Annotated in this window: 16 protein-coding genes; 6 read left to right on the plus strand and 10 right to left on the minus strand. The window is 66.5% G+C overall.

Annotated features, from left to right (window positions below):
• Positions 1–380: 380 nt before the first annotated feature.
• Complete coding sequence (locus tag ABE463_RS13970) at positions 381–1,028, plus strand: hypothetical protein (protein WP_346468573.1); 648 nt, start codon at positions 381–383, stop codon at positions 1,026–1,028.
• Positions 1,029–1,046: 18 nt separating this feature from the next.
• On the opposite strand, the gene ABE463_RS13975 is transcribed toward ABE463_RS13970, so the two are convergent.
• Entirely contained in the window at positions 1,047–1,811 is a 765-nt protein-coding gene (locus ABE463_RS13975; protein WP_346468574.1) for an alpha/beta hydrolase, read from the minus strand.
• 96 nt (positions 1,812–1,907) lie between these two features.
• Here ABE463_RS13975 and ABE463_RS13980 point away from each other — a divergent pair, with 96 nt between their 5' ends.
• Positions 1,908–2,693, plus strand: coding sequence for a helix-turn-helix transcriptional regulator (locus ABE463_RS13980; RefSeq protein WP_346468575.1), 786 nt, complete (start codon positions 1,908–1,910; stop codon positions 2,691–2,693).
• Between the two features lie 67 nt (positions 2,694–2,760).
• Here ABE463_RS13980 and ABE463_RS13985 read toward each other — a convergent pair whose 3' ends face one another.
• The 9 genes from ABE463_RS13985 to ABE463_RS14025 form a co-directional block, all read right to left on the minus strand.
• On the minus strand, positions 2,761–4,038 hold the full coding sequence (locus ABE463_RS13985; RefSeq protein ID WP_313219666.1) for a citrate synthase: 1,278 nt from the start codon (positions 4,036–4,038) through the stop codon (positions 2,761–2,763).
• A gap of 316 nt (positions 4,039–4,354) precedes the next feature.
• Positions 4,355–4,615: a type B 50S ribosomal protein L31 gene (locus ABE463_RS13990; protein ID WP_019183873.1), complete on the minus strand. Its 261-nt coding sequence runs from the start codon at positions 4,613–4,615 to the stop codon at positions 4,355–4,357.
• 112 nt (positions 4,616–4,727) lie between these two features.
• Positions 4,728–5,663 (minus strand): nucleoside hydrolase, encoded by a 936-nt coding sequence (locus tag ABE463_RS13995; RefSeq protein ID WP_088432679.1) that lies wholly within the window; start codon positions 5,661–5,663, stop codon positions 4,728–4,730.
• 312 nt (positions 5,664–5,975) lie between these two features.
• Positions 5,976–8,087 (minus strand): ATP-dependent DNA helicase RecG, encoded by a 2,112-nt coding sequence (recG, locus tag ABE463_RS14000; protein ID WP_346468576.1) that lies wholly within the window; start codon positions 8,085–8,087, stop codon positions 5,976–5,978.
• A 1-nt stretch (position 8,088) separates the two neighbouring features.
• Positions 8,089–8,481 carry a RidA family protein gene (locus ABE463_RS14005; RefSeq protein ID WP_121039448.1) on the minus strand — a complete coding sequence of 131 codons (393 nt, stop codon included), beginning with the start codon at positions 8,479–8,481 and terminating at the stop codon, positions 8,089–8,091.
• Between the two features lie 320 nt (positions 8,482–8,801).
• A complete protein-coding gene (locus ABE463_RS14010; protein WP_121039451.1) occupies positions 8,802–10,961 on the minus strand; it encodes a bifunctional (p)ppGpp synthetase/guanosine-3',5'-bis(diphosphate) 3'-pyrophosphohydrolase in 2,160 nt (719 codons plus the stop codon).
• Positions 10,962–11,118: 157 nt separating this feature from the next.
• On the minus strand, positions 11,119–11,418 hold the full coding sequence (rpoZ, locus tag ABE463_RS14015; RefSeq protein WP_005410877.1) for a DNA-directed RNA polymerase subunit omega: 300 nt from the start codon (positions 11,416–11,418) through the stop codon (positions 11,119–11,121).
• A gap of 112 nt (positions 11,419–11,530) precedes the next feature.
• Positions 11,531–12,196 (minus strand): guanylate kinase, encoded by a 666-nt coding sequence (gene gmk, locus ABE463_RS14020; RefSeq protein WP_346468577.1) that lies wholly within the window; start codon positions 12,194–12,196, stop codon positions 11,531–11,533.
• Complete coding sequence (locus ABE463_RS14025; protein WP_121039457.1) at positions 12,193–13,053, minus strand: YicC/YloC family endoribonuclease; 861 nt, start codon at positions 13,051–13,053, stop codon at positions 12,193–12,195. Before ABE463_RS14025 ends, gmk begins: the two co-directional genes overlap by 4 nt.
• A 120-nt stretch (positions 13,054–13,173) precedes the next feature.
• Between ABE463_RS14025 and rph the strand changes: the two genes are divergently transcribed.
• Genes rph through hemW form a run of 4 tightly spaced genes read left to right on the plus strand, consistent with a single transcriptional unit; the run spans position 13,174 to position 16,095 of the window.
• Positions 13,174–13,902: a ribonuclease PH gene (gene rph / locus ABE463_RS14030; protein WP_123730306.1), complete on the plus strand. Its 729-nt coding sequence runs from the start codon at positions 13,174–13,176 to the stop codon at positions 13,900–13,902.
• Complete coding sequence (locus ABE463_RS14035) at positions 13,899–14,288, plus strand: VOC family protein (protein WP_259259268.1); 390 nt, start codon at positions 13,899–13,901, stop codon at positions 14,286–14,288. The genes rph and ABE463_RS14035 overlap by 4 nt, the downstream gene beginning before the upstream one ends.
• Positions 14,285–14,878, plus strand: coding sequence for an RdgB/HAM1 family non-canonical purine NTP pyrophosphatase (gene rdgB, locus ABE463_RS14040; RefSeq protein ID WP_346468578.1), 594 nt, complete (start codon positions 14,285–14,287; stop codon positions 14,876–14,878). Before ABE463_RS14035 ends, rdgB begins: the two co-directional genes overlap by 4 nt.
• Entirely contained in the window at positions 14,878–16,095 is a 1,218-nt protein-coding gene (gene hemW, locus ABE463_RS14045; RefSeq protein WP_346468579.1) for a radical SAM family heme chaperone HemW, read from the plus strand. Before rdgB ends, hemW begins: the two co-directional genes overlap by 1 nt.
• The last annotated feature ends 55 nt before the right edge of the window (positions 16,096–16,150 follow it).

Raw genomic sequence — 16,150 nt, forward strand, 5'->3', positions numbered from 1 at the left:
ACATCTGTCCCTTAAAATGCAGACGCCCGATGCAGTGCATCGGGCGTCCTTGGCCGCCTGACGGCGGCCTCTACATCCGCCACAGGTGTCAACCTATGGCAGGACGGGTCATCTTTTCCATCAGCATGGCAAGCATGGAGCGCGCTCTGCATCTTTGCAGGCGCGGCAGCCCGGGAGTCGGGCGCTGGGACGCGAGCCCCGCAGCGGCCGGTGGGCGCCTGGGCAAAATCAAGGAGGAGCCCGTCGCCGTCAGGCGGCGGCCGGGGGACATTTGCCGAGGGGCCTGCCGGTCGCTGCGGGGCGGGCACCGCGCGGCATGGCTACCTCCCTGTCACATCGCCGGTGTACATTGCCGTGCAGGTCGCCAAGGAGTACCGGTCATGCATCGAGCCCGTCAGCATGCAGCCACCCAGACCCGTGAGCGTCGCCACCAGCTGGCGCATGAAGCCGCCCGTCTGATGGCCGAGGGCGGCATCCGCGACTATCACCAGGCCAAGCTCAAGGCCGCCACCCGGCTCGGCATCCATGACGATGCCTCCCTGCCCCGCAACACCGAGATCGAAGACGCCCTACGCGAATATCAGCGTCTGTTCGCCGGTGCCGACCATGGCGCACAGCTTCGCCAGCGCCGCGAGGCCGCCCTGCGCGCGATGGATTTCCTGCAGGGTTTCTCACCGCGCCTGTGCGGCCCGGTGCTGGACGGCACCGCCGATGCCAACAGCCCCGTGCAGCTGCAGGTGCACAGCGACGATGCCGATGCCGTGCAGCGCTACCTCGATGAACATGGCATCCCGGCCGAATCGCGCACGCGTCGGCTGCGGCTGGACCGCGAACGCAGCCTGGATGCACCGGTCTGGGTATTCAGTGCCGAGGACCTGACCTTCGACATCGCCGTGCTGCCTTACGATGGCCTGCGCCAACCGCCGCTGTCGGCCATCGATGAGAAGCCGATGCGGCGCGCGTCGGCCACGCAGCTGCGTGAACTGCTGGCCGACGGCGAGATCGAGGGTTACCTGGGCAGCCGCTAAGACTACGCGCGGCCTCCCTCAGGCCTCGGCGAACGGGACCAGAAAGCGCTCGATCGCCGCAACCAAGGCCAACGGCGTTTCGTTCATCGGGTAGTGACCCGCACTTTCCAGCACCTCCAGGGTCGCCTGCCGATAGCGGCTCAGGTAGGTCCTTTTCATGAGGGCCGCGTTGAACACCGGATCGTGCTCACCGATCAGCACCTTCACCGGATGTCGGCCGATGATCTCCGTGCGGAAGTCCGTGTCCGCCCAGGCCGGGAAGTACGCCGCGAATGCCTCCGGCGACGCGTGCGCCATCGAGTACTGCGCCTTCCAGTCCAGCCACGCGGCGGGCAACCGTCCACCGGTGCTGCGGTCGATGATGCCCCGGCGGATGCTCACGCTGCCCGCGGCCGCTTCGAGCAACTGCCGCGTGGGTGAATCGTAGGCGATGCCGCCGCACGGCACGGGCGCCACGGCGACCAGCGCGCGCACGCGATCCGGGGCGAGCACCGCGATCCGCTCGATGGCCATGCCGCCCATCGAATGCCCGATCAGGCTGAAGGTCTCGATGCCCAGCGTGTCGGCCAAGGTCAGCGCGTCGTTGGCGATCTCGTCGATCGTGTAGTCACCGGGCACCCCGCGCATGCCACCGTAGCCGCGGCAGTCCATGAACACATAGGTGAACTCCTCACCGGACAGCCACGGCTCGATGGGTTCGAACGCATGCGCGTCGCCAAACCAGCCGTGCAGGACCAGGACAGGATGGGCGCCAGTGCCGACGCGATGAAAGGTGGGGGGCATGGAGGCATCGTCAGGAAGAAAGGCTGGGCGATGATCGTAGGGCGTCGGCGCGCGGCCCACCTTCGATACCAGGTCAATACCTATAGAATCCGGGCCATGCGTAATACCCTGCTTGATCCCTTTGAAGATCTACCGCGCGCCGTGGTGGTCACCGCCAATGACTACGCCGCCGGATCCGTCTTCCCCGATCACGCGCATCGGCGCGGTCAGTTCGCGTTTGCCTCGCGCGGCACCATCAGCCTCACCACACCCGAAGGACACTGGCTGGTGCCACCACGGCGTGCCTGCTGGGTGCCCGCAGGCGTCGCGCACGCCATGGCGATGCGTGGCCCGGTCACGATGCTCAACGTGTTCGTGGCAGCGGACGAAGTGGCGGTGGTCGGGTTGCCTGCGCGCTGCGGCGTGTACGCCGTATCGGCGCTGCTGCGGCACCTGATGGACGATGCGGTCGACCTGCCGGCACTGTACGACCTGGACGGTCGCGGCGGTCGGCTGATGCAGCTGCTGGTCGCGGAGATCGCCGCGATGCCACGCCTGTCACTGCATGCACCGCTGCCCCGCGACCCGCGCCTTGTGCGCGCCTGCCAGCCGCTGTTCGATGCGCCCTCGATCGCCGCCTCGCTCGATGAGGTTGCCGCCGAAGCGGGTATGAGCCGACGCACCTTTACCCGCCAGTTCCGCGCGGACACCGGGGTGGGGTTTGCCGAATGGCGCCAGCAGATCTGTCTGCTCGCCGCGATCGAACGCCTGGGTGCCGGGCAGCCGGTCACCCGGATCGCACTGGATCTGGGATACGCCAGCCCAAGCGCGTTCACCTCGGCATTCCGCCGCGTGCTCGGCGAAGCACCCAGCCGGTATGTGGAAACGCGCCGGACGACGTAGCCACAGCCGCACAGGCAAAAAAACGCCCCGCAGTGCGGGGCGCTTTCAACACAACCTGCCGGAGCGATCAGCCCTGGTAGTCGCGCACGTCGCTGCCGGTGTAGACCTGGCGCGGACGGCCGATCTTCATTTCCGGATCCACCTGCTGTTCCAGCCAATGTGCGACCCAGCCGGAGGTACGGCCCAGGGCGAACATGACGGTGAACATTTCGGTCGGGATCTGCAGCGCCTTGTAGATGATGCCGCTGTAGAAATCGACGTTCGGGTACAGCTTGCGGGCGACGAAGTAGTCGTCCTGCAGCGCGGCCTGCTCCAGCTTGACGGCTACGTCCAGCAGCGGATCCTGCACGCCCAGCTGTTCCAGCACCTTGCCGGTCATCACACCGATGACCTTGGCGCGCGGGTCGAAGTTCTTGTACACGCGGTGGCCGAAGCCCATCAGGCGGAAGCCGGAGGTCTTGTCCTTGGCCTTGAGCACGGCGGACTCGACGTTGTCGGCCGAACCGATCTCTTCCAGCATCTTCAGCACGGCTTCGTTGGCACCGCCGTGGGCCGGACCCCACAGCGCGGTGACGCCAGCGGCGACCGATGCGTACGGGTTGGCACCGGTCGAACCGACCAGACGCACGGTCGAGGTCGAGGCGTTCTGCTCATGATCGGCGTGCAGGATGAACAGCAGATCCAGCGCCTTGACCACGTCCTGGTTCAGCTCGTACTGGCCATCGGCCGACTCGAAGGTCTGCTTCAGGAAGCGGCTGACGTAATCCAGCGAGGTGTCCGGCTTGTTGGCCGGCAGGCCCTTGCCGTGGCGGTAGATCAGGGCCGACAGGGTCGGCACCTTGGCGATCAGGCGCACCGCGGCGTGGCGACGCTGTTCGGCGTCGGACAGGTCCAGCGAGGCGTGGTAGATGCCCGACAGCTGCGCGATGGCGGCGGTCAGGATGGCCATCGGATGGGCATCCTTGGCGAAGCTGCCGATCAGCGTGTTGATCGACGGATCCACATCGGCTTCGGCGGCCAGCTCGTCGGTGAAGGCCTTCAGCTGCTCGGCGCTCGGACGCTCGCCGTTGATCAGCAGGTAGGCCACTTCGACGTAGCTCGACTTTTCCGAGAGCTGCTCGATGGGATAGCCGCGATACAGCAACACGCCCTTGTCACCGTCGATATAGGTGATGGCGGACTTGCAGCTGGCGGTGGCGGTGAAGCCGGAGTCGTACGTGAAGAGACCGGTTTCCTTGGTCAGCTTCGAGATATCGACGCAATCGTTGCCGAGCGTGGGTTTGATGACTGGCAGAACAACCGACGTGTCGCCGGCGTTGAGCGTGACCTGATCAAGATCGGACACTGTGTGCGCTCCTCGAGGGAAGGCGCCCGCCCAAGCGCATGGGTCAGGCACGTGAAGGAAGTCCACGATCGTTATCGTGGATCCCGCCATTATCGCACAGCAACATTTTCGACGCCCTAGGACGGAAGTCGTAGACGCACGGTCCCGACCGCGCCGCAGGCGCTATTCCAACGCGCACAAGGGCTCGCGCCAACGCACGGACACAGCGTTCCGTCGGCGGGGCATGCAGGCCTCACCTGGCGTTCAGCAAAGCGGAAACAACAAAAAACAACGGCCGCCAAGGCGACCGTTGTTTTCAAGCAGCTGCGTCGACAGATCAGGCCGCGGTCGGCGCCGGCTTGCCGAAACGCTTCTGGAACTTGTCGATACGGCCGCTGGTGTCGATCACCTTGTGCTTGCCCGTGTAGAACGGATGCGAAGCCGAGGAGATTTCAACCTTGACGAGCGGATACTCGTTGCCGTCTTCCCACTTGATCGTGTCCTTGGTGGACATGGTCGAACGGGTCAGGATCTTGAAATCAGAGGTAACGTCGTGGAAAACCACGTCGCGGTAAGCAGGATGAATATCGGCCTTCATGGGCGCGCACCGTAATAAGGGCTGGTGGTCAAGAGCGGCATTATAGTCCCGGCCGCCGCAAAGGGCAAGCCGGGTCCATCAACCGTGCGAAAGGTCCGCCGCAGCGGCGTCATCAGACGCCGAGTGCCGCCCTCACCTGGGCCTCGAAGCGACCCTGGTCGTAGGCCATCAGCAGCTGAGTGTTGTCAGGCTGCCCGGTCTGGCGGTTCCAGTCGACAATGGTAGCACCCCGGCTGTGCACACCGGCCAGTTCCACGTTCAGCGGACGCGATTCGACCCGCAGCGCGCCTTCCGGCTGCAGCGCCCAGGCCATCGCCAGGGCATCGGCGGCGTACCAGCGCTCGCCACGGCTGTCTTCGGACCACAGGCGGGTCTGGCGCGAGATGAGCTCGTAGAAACGGGCCTTGTCGCTGTCGGCCGCCAGCCACTGCTCGACGTCCGCATGCAGCAGGCCGTGGGCCACGGTGGCCTCCCAATCGGCCACTTCGATGTGCGGGAAGCCGGTGAACACGATGTGCGCCGCCTCCGGATCGAAGGCGATGTTGAACTCGGCGGCCGGGGTGATGTTGCCGTGGCAGGTCACCGCCCCACCCATGACCAGGAAGCGCTTCACGCGCTGCGGCAGGGTCGGGTCGAGCTTCAGGGCCAGCGCCAGGTTGGTCAGCGGGCCGAGTGCGACCAGGAACAGCTCACCGGCGTACTCGTGCGACAGGCGCAGGATCGCCAGCGCGGCGTGCTCGGCCTCGGCCTGGCGCTTGGCGGCCGGCAGGTTCACATCGCCAAAGCCATCGGCGCCGTGTACATGGGCGGCATCGACAGAGGGGTGCAGCAGCGGGTCGGCGGTACCGGCGTAGACCGGCACATCGTCGCGGCCAGCCACTTCGCACAGTTTCAGGGCATTGCGGACCGTGTGGTCCAGGCCTACGTTGCCGGCGGCGATGGTCAGGCCAACGATGTCGTGGCGCTCATCGGCGAAGGCCATCAACAGGGCCAGGGCATCATCGACACCCGGGTCGGTGTCGATCAACAGCGGAATCTTCTTGCTCATCGTTGCCGTCTTGATAATCGGCAAGGGACTTTCGCACCCTGTCATGACAAATACAAGGCGGGGCCCGCCCACACCTCACGTTGGCCACAAAGCCGACTGGCCTTGAATGTGCGTGGCTCCTGCTTCGATTACTCGACCGCAATCGGATGGGCCACTTCGCGGCCGGCAGGCCTGTCTGCAAATGTCCCCCGGTATCCGCCTGACGGCGGCTACCTCCTCCTTGATTTTGCCGACAGGCCTACCAGCCGCGAAATGGCTCTGATCGTGGAAGGACGTGCGCCGGCCTTCGCTCTCCTGCCGACCGCCCGCGCTCTACGCCGAGGCGTACCGCACGGCCGTGCCGATCCAGCGCCGCACCACCTGATCAGCCACGTCAGGCGCTTCGGTCAGCAGCCGCTCGGCAAGGTCATGCACGCCCGGCAGCAGATCCGCGTCGCGGGCCAGATCGGCCATCCTGAAGCCGGCCAGGCCGGTCTGCCGTGTGCCCAGCAGTTCGCCCGGGCCGCGCAGCTCCAGATCCTTCTCGGCGATCAGGAAGCCATCGTTGGTCTGCCGCATCGTTTCCAGCCGCTCGCGCGCCATGTTCGACAACGGCGCCTGGTACAGCAGCACGCATCGCGACACAGCCGAGCCGCGCCCTACCCGGCCGCGCAGCTGGTGGAGCTGGGCCAGGCCGAGACGCTCGGCGTTCTCGATGATCATCAACGACGCGTTGGGCACATCCACGCCCACTTCAATCACGGTGGTGGCGACCAGCAGATCGATCTCACCGGCCTTGAAGGCAACCATCGTGGCGAGTTTCTCACTCGCCTTCAGGCGCCCGTGCACCAGCCCCACGCGCACGCCCGGCAGCAGCGCCTGCAACGATTCGAACGTGGCCTGGGCGGGCGTGGCATCGAGTTCTTCGCTTTCTTCGATCAGCGTGCAGACCCAGTACACCTGCTGGCCTTCGCGGCAGGCAACGGCGATACGCTCGATCAGTTCCGGACGACGATCATTGTTGAGCGCCACGGTCTGCACCGGCGTACGCCCGGGCGGCAGCTCATCGATCGCCGAGACATCCAGATCGGCGTATTCGGACATCGCCAGGGTGCGCGGAATCGGTGTCGCGGTCATCACCAGCTGGTGCGGCACGCTGCGCCCGTCCGCGCCCTTGTCGCGCAGCGCCAGCCGCTGGTGTACGCCGAAACGGTGCTGCTCATCGACGATCGCCAGCGCGAGATCCTTGAAGACCACACTGTCCTGCATCAGCGCATGTGTACCGACCACCACCTGCGCCTCGCCCGAGGCGACCTCAGCCAATACCTTGGTGCGCGCCTTGCCGGTGACCTTGCCGGCCAGCCATGCGGTGCGCACGCCCAGCGGCTCCAGCCAGGCGCGCAGATTGTTCATATGCTGCTCGGCGAGCAGCTCGGTGGGTGCGGCCAATGCGACCTGCTTGCCCCGCTCCACCGCCAGCATCGCCGCCAACGCGGCCACCACGGTCTTGCCCGAGCCGACGTCACCCTGCACCAGCCGCAGCATCGGATGCGCCTTGGCGAGGTCCTTGCGGATCTGCTCGAACACGCGCTGCTGCGCACCGGTCAGCTGGAACGGCAGGCTGTCGCGCAGCTGTGCGACCAACGCACCCTGCCCGCGCAGCGATGGCGCGTGGTGCGCCTGCAACGCCATGCGCTGCCGGCGCAGACTCAGGTGGTGTGCCAGCAATTCTTCGATGGCCAACCGGCGTTGCGCCGGATGCCGGCCCGCGGCCAGCGCCACCAGATCCGCGTCCGGTGGTGGGCGGTGCACGGTCAGCAATGCACTGCGCAGCGACGGCAGGCCCAGCCCGGACAGCCAATCCGCCGGCAACAGTTCCAGCAGGGATTCTTCCGGCAGCTTGTCCAGTGCCAGGCCGATGAATTTACGCATCGTGGCCGGGCCAACCCCCTCGACCGCCGGATAGACCGGATCGAGGCTGTCGCCCAGCTCGTCATCCTCATTGCCGCCCATCACCCGGTAACTGGGGTGGACGATCTCCAGCCCGTGATGGCCAGGCTTGGCGGTGCCGTAGCAGCGGATGCGCGTGCCCACGGCAAACTGCGCGACCTGCTGGGCGCGGAAGTGGAAGAAACGCAGCACCAGCGTGCCGTACGAATCGTCCTCGATCGCGACCTTGAGCACCGGCCGATAGCGGAACCCGCGCTCGACCGCACTCACCCGCCCCTCCACCTGCGCCGCCACGCCCGGCTGCAACTGGGCGATGGTGGTCAGCCGGGTACGGTCTTCATAGCGCGGCGGCAGATGCAGCCACAGATCCTGCAGCGACGACAGGCCACGGGCGGCCAGCTTGATCGCCACCGCCGGCCCGATACCGGAGAGCATCGACAACGATGCCTCCCCGGCTGCGGCCAGCGCCGGTGCAGGAGCCCGTGACCGCGCCACGTCAGGCCTGGTCGAGCACCATCACCGCATCGACTTCGAAGTTGGCCGCCTTCGGCAGACCCGCCACTTCGATGGTCGAACGTGCCGGGAACGGCGCCTTGAAGTAATCCTGCATGACCGCATTGACCTTGGCGAACTCGCCCAGATCGGTCAGGTACAGGCCCAGACGGACGATCTGATCCAGCGAACCACCGGCCTCTTCGGCCACGGCCTTCAGGTTGTCGAACGCACGACGCGCCTGCGCCTCGATATCGCCCACACCCACGATGTCACCGGTGGCCGGATCCAGCGGAATCTGGCCCGAGAAGTACACGGTATTGCCCGCGCGCACAGCCTGCGAATACGGACCGATGGCCGCCGGGGCCTTGGCACTGGTAATGATCTGACGGGACATGGAAGCTCCACGATTCAAAAGGGGGAACGCAATTGTAGCGCCCCCAAGGGTAGCGCCACGCCATGCGTGGACGCCCCCCAACCGCGCAGCGCCAGCACCCTATCCGCGCCACGCTGCCCGCCTCCACTGACCGCACCCCCAGCATCCCTTGGCAGGGAGGTGACGGGTGGGCCGGGGCAGGACCGTGTGTTGCCATGGATGGCAACACACGAGCTTACAGGGACGTACTTGCAGCGGGTCCTGCCCCGGCCTGCCCGTCACCTCCTCCACGCAGGAAGAAGGCGCACGTGAACCGCCGTTGGCGGGTAGCAGTTCGCGCGTTACTGGCGCCTGACCGACTGCACCACCGACAACCGCCGCAGACGCCGCATGACTTCCGCCAGATGGTTCCGATCGCGCACCTGGATATTGAACGCCAGCACCGCCGCATTGAAATCGCGGTCCAGATAATCCACCCGCTCGATGTTCGAATGGCTCTGCGCGATCGCCGCCGCCAACTGCGCCAGCACACCGGTCCCGTTCTCCACCTCGACGATCAACGAGGTGTCGTAATCCCCCGACACCGTCGTATCCCACCCGATCGGCACCCAGCGCTCCGGCGACTTGCGCAGCTCGGCCAGGTTCGGGCAGTCCAGACGGTGCACCACGATGCCCTTGCCGGCCGTGTGGTAGCCCATGATGTCGTCGCCCGGAATCGGCTGACAACAGTTCGCGAAGCTCACTACCCCGCGCTCGCTGCCATTGATCAGGATCTTTTCCTGCGAATGCTTCGAATGCGCCCCACCGCGCAGCTCCGCATACGCCATCAGTGCCTGCGCGGCCTGGTTCGGCATCCAGTTGCCCAGCGCCACTTCGGCCAGCAGGGCCTCCAGGCGCGGATACCGGTGCTCGGCCAGGAACGCATCCAGGCGCCCCTTCGGCAACCGCTCCAGCGAGCTGTCCATCGCCTCCAGCGCGCGGTCCAGCATCCGATGACCCAACTGCACCGCGTCCTCGTGCTCCAGCTGCTTGAGCTGGTGACGGATCGCCGTGCGCGCCTTGGAACTGACCACGAACTCCAGCCACTGCGGCTTGGGCGTGGCCGAACGCGCGGTGATCACTTCCACCGTCTGCCCACTGACCAGCTTGGTGCGCAGCGGGACCAGTTTCTTGTCGACCCGCGAGGCCACCGCCATGTTGCCCACGTCGGTATGTACCGCATACGCGAAATCCAGCGCCGTGGAATTGCGCGGCAGCGCCAGGATCTTGCCCTTGGGCGTGAACAGATAGACCTCGTCCGGGAACAGATCCACCTTGACGTTGTCCAGGAATTCCAGCGACGAGCCGGCGGCACGCTGCGAATCGATCAACTCCACGATCCACGCATGTGCACGGCTCTGTGCGCTGTTGGGCGAGTCGCCACCGAACTTGTAGGTCCAGTGCGCGGCCACGCCGCGCTCGGCGATCAGGTCCATTTCCTCGGTGCGGATCTGCACCTCGATCGGCGAGCCATACGGCCCGAACAGCACCGTGTGCAGCGACTGGTAGCCGTTGGCCTTGGGGATCGCGATGAAATCGCGGAAGCGCCCATCCAGCGGCTTGAAGGTGGCATGCACCGCGCCGAGCGCGTGGTAGGCGCTGGGCACGTTGCGCACGACCAGGCGGAAGCCGAACACGTCCATGACCTGGTCGAAGGATTTGTTCTCGTCGTGCATCTTGTTGTAGATGCTCCACGGGGTCTTGATGCGGCTGACCAGGCGATGCTCCAGCCCTTCCTTGGCCAGGCGCTGGCTCAACTGCACCTCCACCTGCGCCATGGCCTCCCGGCGCACCACCGGCTGGCTGCGGATGTGTTTTTCCAGGATCGCGTGGCGCCACGGGTACAGCGCCTTGAAGCCCAGGTTCTGCAGCTCGCTCTTGACCAGGCTCATGCCCAGCCGCTGCGCGATCGGGGCGTAGATTTCCAGCGTTTCGCGGGCGATGCGGCCGCGCGCTTCGCGACTCTGCGCACCCAGCGTGCGCATGTTGTGCAGGCGGTCAGCCAGCTTGATCATGATCACGCGCAGATCGCGCGACATCGCCAGCAGCATCTTGCGGAAGCTCTCGGCGGCCGCCTCCTGGCGGTCGCGGAACTTCAGTTTGTCCAGCTTGGTGACGCCATCGACCAGTTCGGCCACGGCTTCGCCGAACTCGGCGGCCAGCTCCTCGCGGGTCAGCGGGGTGTCTTCGATAGTGTCGTGCAGGATCGCGGCGATCAACGCCTCCACGTCCAGGCCGAGCTCGGCCAGCACCTGGGCTACGGCGACCGGATGGGTGATGTAGGGCTCGCCCGACTTGCGGGTCTGGCCAGCATGCGCGGCGGCGCCTACTTCCCAGGCGCGGCGCAGCAGTGGCAGTTGGTCGGGCGGCAGATAGTGCGCTGCGCGCTCAAGCTGGAGGACATAGTCGGGTACGGCCGCGCCGGCGGGCGTGGCGACCTTGGCAGTGGGGCCTGGGTTCATGCTCAAAGACTATGCCAGCGGCGTGAGATCGGCAAATCCCTGAACAGGGAGTTTCACCTGCAACAACACACCCTTACCGCAGCCACTGGCGGCACAAACGAAACAGCCCGCCAAAAGGCGGGCTGTTCGCAGCAACAACAACGAACGCGCGAGGCGATCAGTCGTCGTTCTTGGACATGTCTTCGTCGGCGACGACTTCGGCAGCGGCCCATTCCAGTGCTTCACGCTCGGCACGCTCGCGCTCGGCCTTCTCGACTTCGTCGATCAGGGCGTTGTCGATCTTGCGGGCGGCAATTTCGCGCAGCGCCAGCACGGTCGGCTTGTCTTCGGTTTCGCTGTTGTCCAGGGTGGCCTGGACGCCATTGGCCAGCTGACGGGCGCGCTTGGACGCCATCATGACCAGTTCGAAACGGTTGTTCACGACTTCCAGACAATCTTCTACGGTGATGCGGGCCATGCGGGCTCCCGGCAGCCGGTGAGGGCTGCTCAATCGAATGAGGGAAAGGGGACGGATTGTACCGGCCAGGGCTGGACAAAATCAAGCCAACCGGCTAGCACCCCGTTGAGAATCAGTCGGTTGTGGCCGGATCCTGGGTCAGCAGGGCCTGGATGAGGCCCGCGTGGCGGACCTTCTGGGCCTCCCGGCGCAGGCGGCTGGCCGTGAAGATGGCACACAGCTCGTCCACCGCGGTCTCGAAGACCTCGTTGACGATCACGTAGTCGAAGTCGTTGAAGTGCAGCATTTCTTCACGCGCGGCGGACAGGCGCTGGGCAATCACCGCCTCGCTGTCCTGCCCGCGCTTGCGCATCCGGTCCTGCAGCGCCCGCTTGGACGGCGGCAGGATGAACACGGTGACCGTGCCCGGCACCAGCTGGCGGACCTGCTGGGCGCCCTGCCAATCGATTTCCAGCAGCACGTCCTGGCCGGCCGACAGCTGCGGCTCGACCGACTGCCGCGCGGTGCCCTTCCAGTCGCCATGCACCCAGGCATGCTCGAAGAAGTCACCGGCGGCGATCATCCGCTCGAATTCCTCGGCGCTGACGAAGTGGTAATGCTCGCCATTGATCTCACCCGGGCGCGTGGCGCGCGAGGTGAATGAAATCGACAGGGCGATCTGCGGGTCGCGGGCCAGGGTGGCGTTGACGATGCTGCTTTTGCCGGCCCCGGAAGGCGCGGCCACGATGTACAGGGTGCCGCGCGCAGGCGCGCCGACGGGCGGAATCTGGCTGCTCATTCGATGTTCTGCACCTGTTCGCGGATCTGGTCGATCAGCACCTTCAGCTCGACGGCGGCATTGGAGGTGCGGCTGTCCACCGATTTGGAGCCCAGCGTATTGGCCTCGCGGTTGAACTCCTGCAGCAGGAAGTCCAGGCGGCGGCCGACCGGCTCACGCTGCTTGAAGACGCGGCGGATCTCGGCGATGTGGCTGCCCAGGCGGTCCAGCTCCTCATCCACGTCCAGCTTCTGCAACCACATCACCAGTTCCTGTTCGGCACGGCCGGGATCGACCGGGTGCGGCAGGTCGGCCAGGCGGGCCGCCAGCTTGGTGCGCTGGCCTTCGCGGATCAGCGGGATCAGGGTGGTGACCTCGGCGGCGATGCGCTCGATGCTGTCCACGCGTTCCTGGATCGCGGTGGCCAGCTTGTCGCCTTCACGCTCACGCGCGGCGACGAAGCCGTCCAGCGCCGTATCCAGCAGCGCCAGGGCTTCGGCATGCAGCGCGGCAGCATCGACGGCCTCGCCCTGCATCACGCCGGGCATCTGCAGCAGTTCGGTGAAGCTCACCTGCAGGCTCGGGAAGCCCGAGGACAGCCGGGTCGCCAGCTCGCCGAGCTGGCCCAGCAGCGCATCGTTGACCACCAGTGCACCGGTGACCTCCGGCGCGCGCAGGCGCATGACCAGATCGATCTTGCCGCGGCTGCAGCGGGAAGCGACGCGCTCGCGCAGGTGCGGCTCCAACGCACGCAGTTCTTCGGGCAGGCGCACGCCGACCTCCAGGAACCGGTGGTTGACCGAGCGCAGCTCACAGGCCAGCGTGCCCCAGCGGGTGGCGCGCTCGCCGTTGGCATAGGCGGTCATGCTTCGAATCATGCGGGTTTCCGGTGCTCTCAAAGTGCAAATGGTACCCTAGCGGTCTCCTTAGAGCCTCCTCGCCCGCCGGTCCCCGGCCCGGGCGTGGCCCCGCATCCCCCGTCTTACCGGAACTTGAGCATGACTGATTCCCGTCCCAGTGGCCGCCAGGCCGACCAGCTGCGCGAAGTGCGCATCGAGCGCGCCTTCACCCGTCACGCCGAAGGCTCGGTCCTGGTCAGCTTCGGCGAGACCCGCGTGCTGTGCACGGCCAGCGTGGAAAACCGCGTGCCGGGCTTCCTGCGTGGCAAGGGCGAAGGCTGGGTGACCGCCGAGTACGGCATGCTGCCGCGCTCGACCCACACCCGTAACGACCGCGAAGCCGCCCGCGGCAAGCAGGGGGGCCGCACGCTGGAAATCCAGCGCCTGATCGGCCGCACGCTGCGCGCCTGCATCGACCGCGGCGCGCTGGGCGAGCGCACCATCACCCTGGACTGCGACGTGCTGCAGGCCGACGGCGGCACCCGTACCGCCGCCATCACCGGCGCCTACGTGGCCCTGGTGGATGCGGTGAACTTCCTGATCAAGCGCGGCGACATCAAGCGCAACCCGATCTTCGGCGCCGTCGCGGCGGTGTCGGTGGGCGTGTACCGCGGCACCCCGGTGCTGGATCTGGATTACGCCGAAGACAGCGACTGCGATACCGACATGAACGTCGTGATGAACGACGGTGGCGGTTTCATCGAACTGCAGGGCACCGCCGAAGGCCATGCCTTCCGCCGTGATGAACTGGATGCGCTGCTGGTCCTGGCCGAGAAGGGCATCAAGGATCTGTTCGCTGCGCAGCAGGCAGCCCTGGCCAAGGCATGAACCGTCGTATCGCCCTGACCACCCTGGTGGTAGCCGACTACGACGAGGCGATCGCCTGGTACACCGGCGCGCTGGGCTTCAGCCTGATCGATGACATCGACCAGGGCGACAAGCGCTGGGTGGTGGTCGGGCCGGGCGATGGCAGCGCGGCGGCCTTGTTGTTGGCGCGTGCCAGCAACGACGAGCAGCGCGCGCGGATCGGCAACCAGACCGGTGGCCGGGTCGGCTTCTTCCTGAACACCGATGATTTCTGGCGTGACCACGCGGCGATGACCGCGCGTGGCGTGGTCTTCCTCGAAACCCCACGCGAGGAGGTCTACGCGACGGTCGCGGTGTTCCGCGATCTGTACGGCAACACGTGGGATCTGCTGGAGCCCAAGCAATGAAACTGGTCCTGGCCAGCGGCAACGCCGGCAAACTGAAGGAACTGCAGGCCATGCTCGGCGGCCTGCCGCTGGAGATCGTGGCGCAGGGCGAACTGGGCGTCAGCGACGTCCCGGAAACCGGCCTGACCTTCGTCGAGAACGCCCTGATCAAAGCGCGCCATGCCTGCCAGAGCACCGGTCTGCCCGCGCTGGCCGACGACTCGGGCCTGATCGTGGATGCCCTCGACGGCGCCCCCGGCCTGTACAGCGCGCGCTATGCCGGCATCCCGACCAACGATGCCGCCAACAACGCCAAGCTGCTCGAGGCGATGCGCGACGTACCGGCCGATCGCCGCAGCGCCCGCTTCTACGCGGTGATCGTGCTGCTGCGCCATGCCAACGACCCGCAGCCGCTGATCTGCGAAGGCAGCTGGGAGGGCGTGATCCTCGATGAGCTGCGTGGCAGCCACGGCTTCGGCTACAACCCGCTGTTCCTGGACCCGGTGCTGGCGCAGACCGCAGCTGAAATGGCACCGGACCTGAAGAACGCGATGAGCCACCGCGCCAAAGCCCTGCAGCTGCTCAAGCAGAAGCTGCCCGCCCTGCTCTGATGGCACACGACCCCTGCTCCCACCTGCCCGGCGAAACCTGCACGGGTGATCACGACCACGCTCCGCGGTTGGTTACGCCGCCGCTGGCGTTGTACGTGCATCTGCCGTGGTGCGTGCGCAAATGCCCGTACTGCGATTTCAACTCGCATGCGGCCAAGGGCGAGCTGCCGTTCGAGGCGTACATCGACGCGTTGATCCGCGATCTCGATCAGGATCTGCCGCTGGTCTGGGGCCGGGTGGTGAGCAGTGTGTTCTTCGGTGGCGGCACGCCGAGCCTGTTCCCGCCGGAGGCGATCGACCGTTTCCTGCAGGCGGCCTCGGCCCGGCTGCGTTTCGCGCCGAACCTGGAAGTGACGCTGGAGACCAACCCGGGCACCGCCGAGCACGGCCGTTTCGACCGCTACCGCGCGGCCGGGGTGAACCGGATCAGCTTCGGCATCCAGACCTTCAACGACGAGGCGCTCAAGCGCCTGGGCCGCATCCACGACAGCGGCGAAGCCGAGCGTGCGGTGAAGCTGGCCCAGGATGCGGGCTACGACAACTTCAACATCGACCTGATGTACGCGTTGCCGCAGCAGACGCTGGCCCAGGCCGAACATGACCTGGAGCGCGCGTTCGCGCTGCAGCCCACCCACATGTCGCACTACCAGCTCACCCTGGAGCCGAACACCGTGTTCTTCGCGCGGCCGCCGCAGGGCATCCCCGATGAAGATTCGGCATGGGACATCCAGGAGCACTGCCAGCGGATGCTGGCCGAGGCCGGCTATGCGCAGTACGAGGTCAGCGCCTACGCAAAACCGGGCCGACAGAGCCAGCACAACCTCAATTACTGGCGCTTTGGCGACTACCTGGGGATCGGCGCCGGTGCACACGGCAAGATCAGCAGCGGCGCTGAAGAACACGTGCTGCGCCGCTGGAAGCACAAGCATCCGCAGACCTTCATGGACACTGCCGGAACCGCAGCCTCGATCGGCGGCGACGATGTGATCAGCGCCGAGCGACTGCCGTTCGAGTACATGCTCAACCTGCTGCGCCTGCATGAAGGCTTCAGCCTGAAGGATTTCGAATCGCGGACCGGCCTGCACCGGGCACGGATCGCCGAGCCGCTGCGCATTGCCGTGGCCAAGGGCTGGATGACCGTGGCCGGCGATGACGCCATGCCAACCGAACTGGGCCGGCGCTTCACCAACGACGTGGTCGAGCTGTTCCTGCCCTGAGCAGGCGGCGCCTGCCCGGACGGTAATGCCGGCCGCTGGCCGGCGCCGGGAACCT

The organism is Stenotrophomonas sp. TWI819 (assembly GCF_039673075.1).
Lineage (GTDB): Bacteria > Pseudomonadota > Gammaproteobacteria > Xanthomonadales > Xanthomonadaceae > Stenotrophomonas > Stenotrophomonas rhizophila_B.

Coding starts and splice junctions, on each gene's coding strand:
- ABE463_RS13970 (WP_346468573.1), top strand. CDS start 381: ATGCATCGAGCCCGTCAGCATGCAGCCACCCAGACCCGTGAGCGTCGC.
- ABE463_RS13975 (WP_346468574.1), bottom strand. CDS start 1,811: ATGCCCCCCACCTTTCATCGCGTCGGCACTGGCGCCCATCCTGTCCTG.
- ABE463_RS13980 (WP_346468575.1), top strand. CDS start 1,908: ATGCGTAATACCCTGCTTGATCCCTTTGAAGATCTACCGCGCGCCGTG.
- ABE463_RS13990 (WP_019183873.1), bottom strand. CDS start 4,615: ATGAAGGCCGATATTCATCCTGCTTACCGCGACGTGGTTTTCCACGAC.
- ABE463_RS13995 (WP_088432679.1), bottom strand. CDS start 5,663: ATGAGCAAGAAGATTCCGCTGTTGATCGACACCGACCCGGGTGTCGAT.
- ABE463_RS14005 (WP_121039448.1), bottom strand. CDS start 8,481: ATGTCCCGTCAGATCATTACCAGTGCCAAGGCCCCGGCGGCCATCGGT.
- ABE463_RS14010 (WP_121039451.1), bottom strand. CDS start 10,961: ATGAACCCAGGCCCCACTGCCAAGGTCGCCACGCCCGCCGGCGCGGCC.
- rpoZ (WP_005410877.1), bottom strand. CDS start 11,418: ATGGCCCGCATCACCGTAGAAGATTGTCTGGAAGTCGTGAACAACCGT.
- gmk (WP_346468577.1), bottom strand. CDS start 12,196: ATGAGCAGCCAGATTCCGCCCGTCGGCGCGCCTGCGCGCGGCACCCTG.
- ABE463_RS14025 (WP_121039457.1), bottom strand. CDS start 13,053: ATGATTCGAAGCATGACCGCCTATGCCAACGGCGAGCGCGCCACCCGC.
- rph (WP_123730306.1), top strand. CDS start 13,174: ATGACTGATTCCCGTCCCAGTGGCCGCCAGGCCGACCAGCTGCGCGAA.
- ABE463_RS14035 (WP_259259268.1), top strand. CDS start 13,899: ATGAACCGTCGTATCGCCCTGACCACCCTGGTGGTAGCCGACTACGAC.
- rdgB (WP_346468578.1), top strand. CDS start 14,285: ATGAAACTGGTCCTGGCCAGCGGCAACGCCGGCAAACTGAAGGAACTG.
- hemW (WP_346468579.1), top strand. CDS start 14,878: ATGGCACACGACCCCTGCTCCCACCTGCCCGGCGAAACCTGCACGGGT.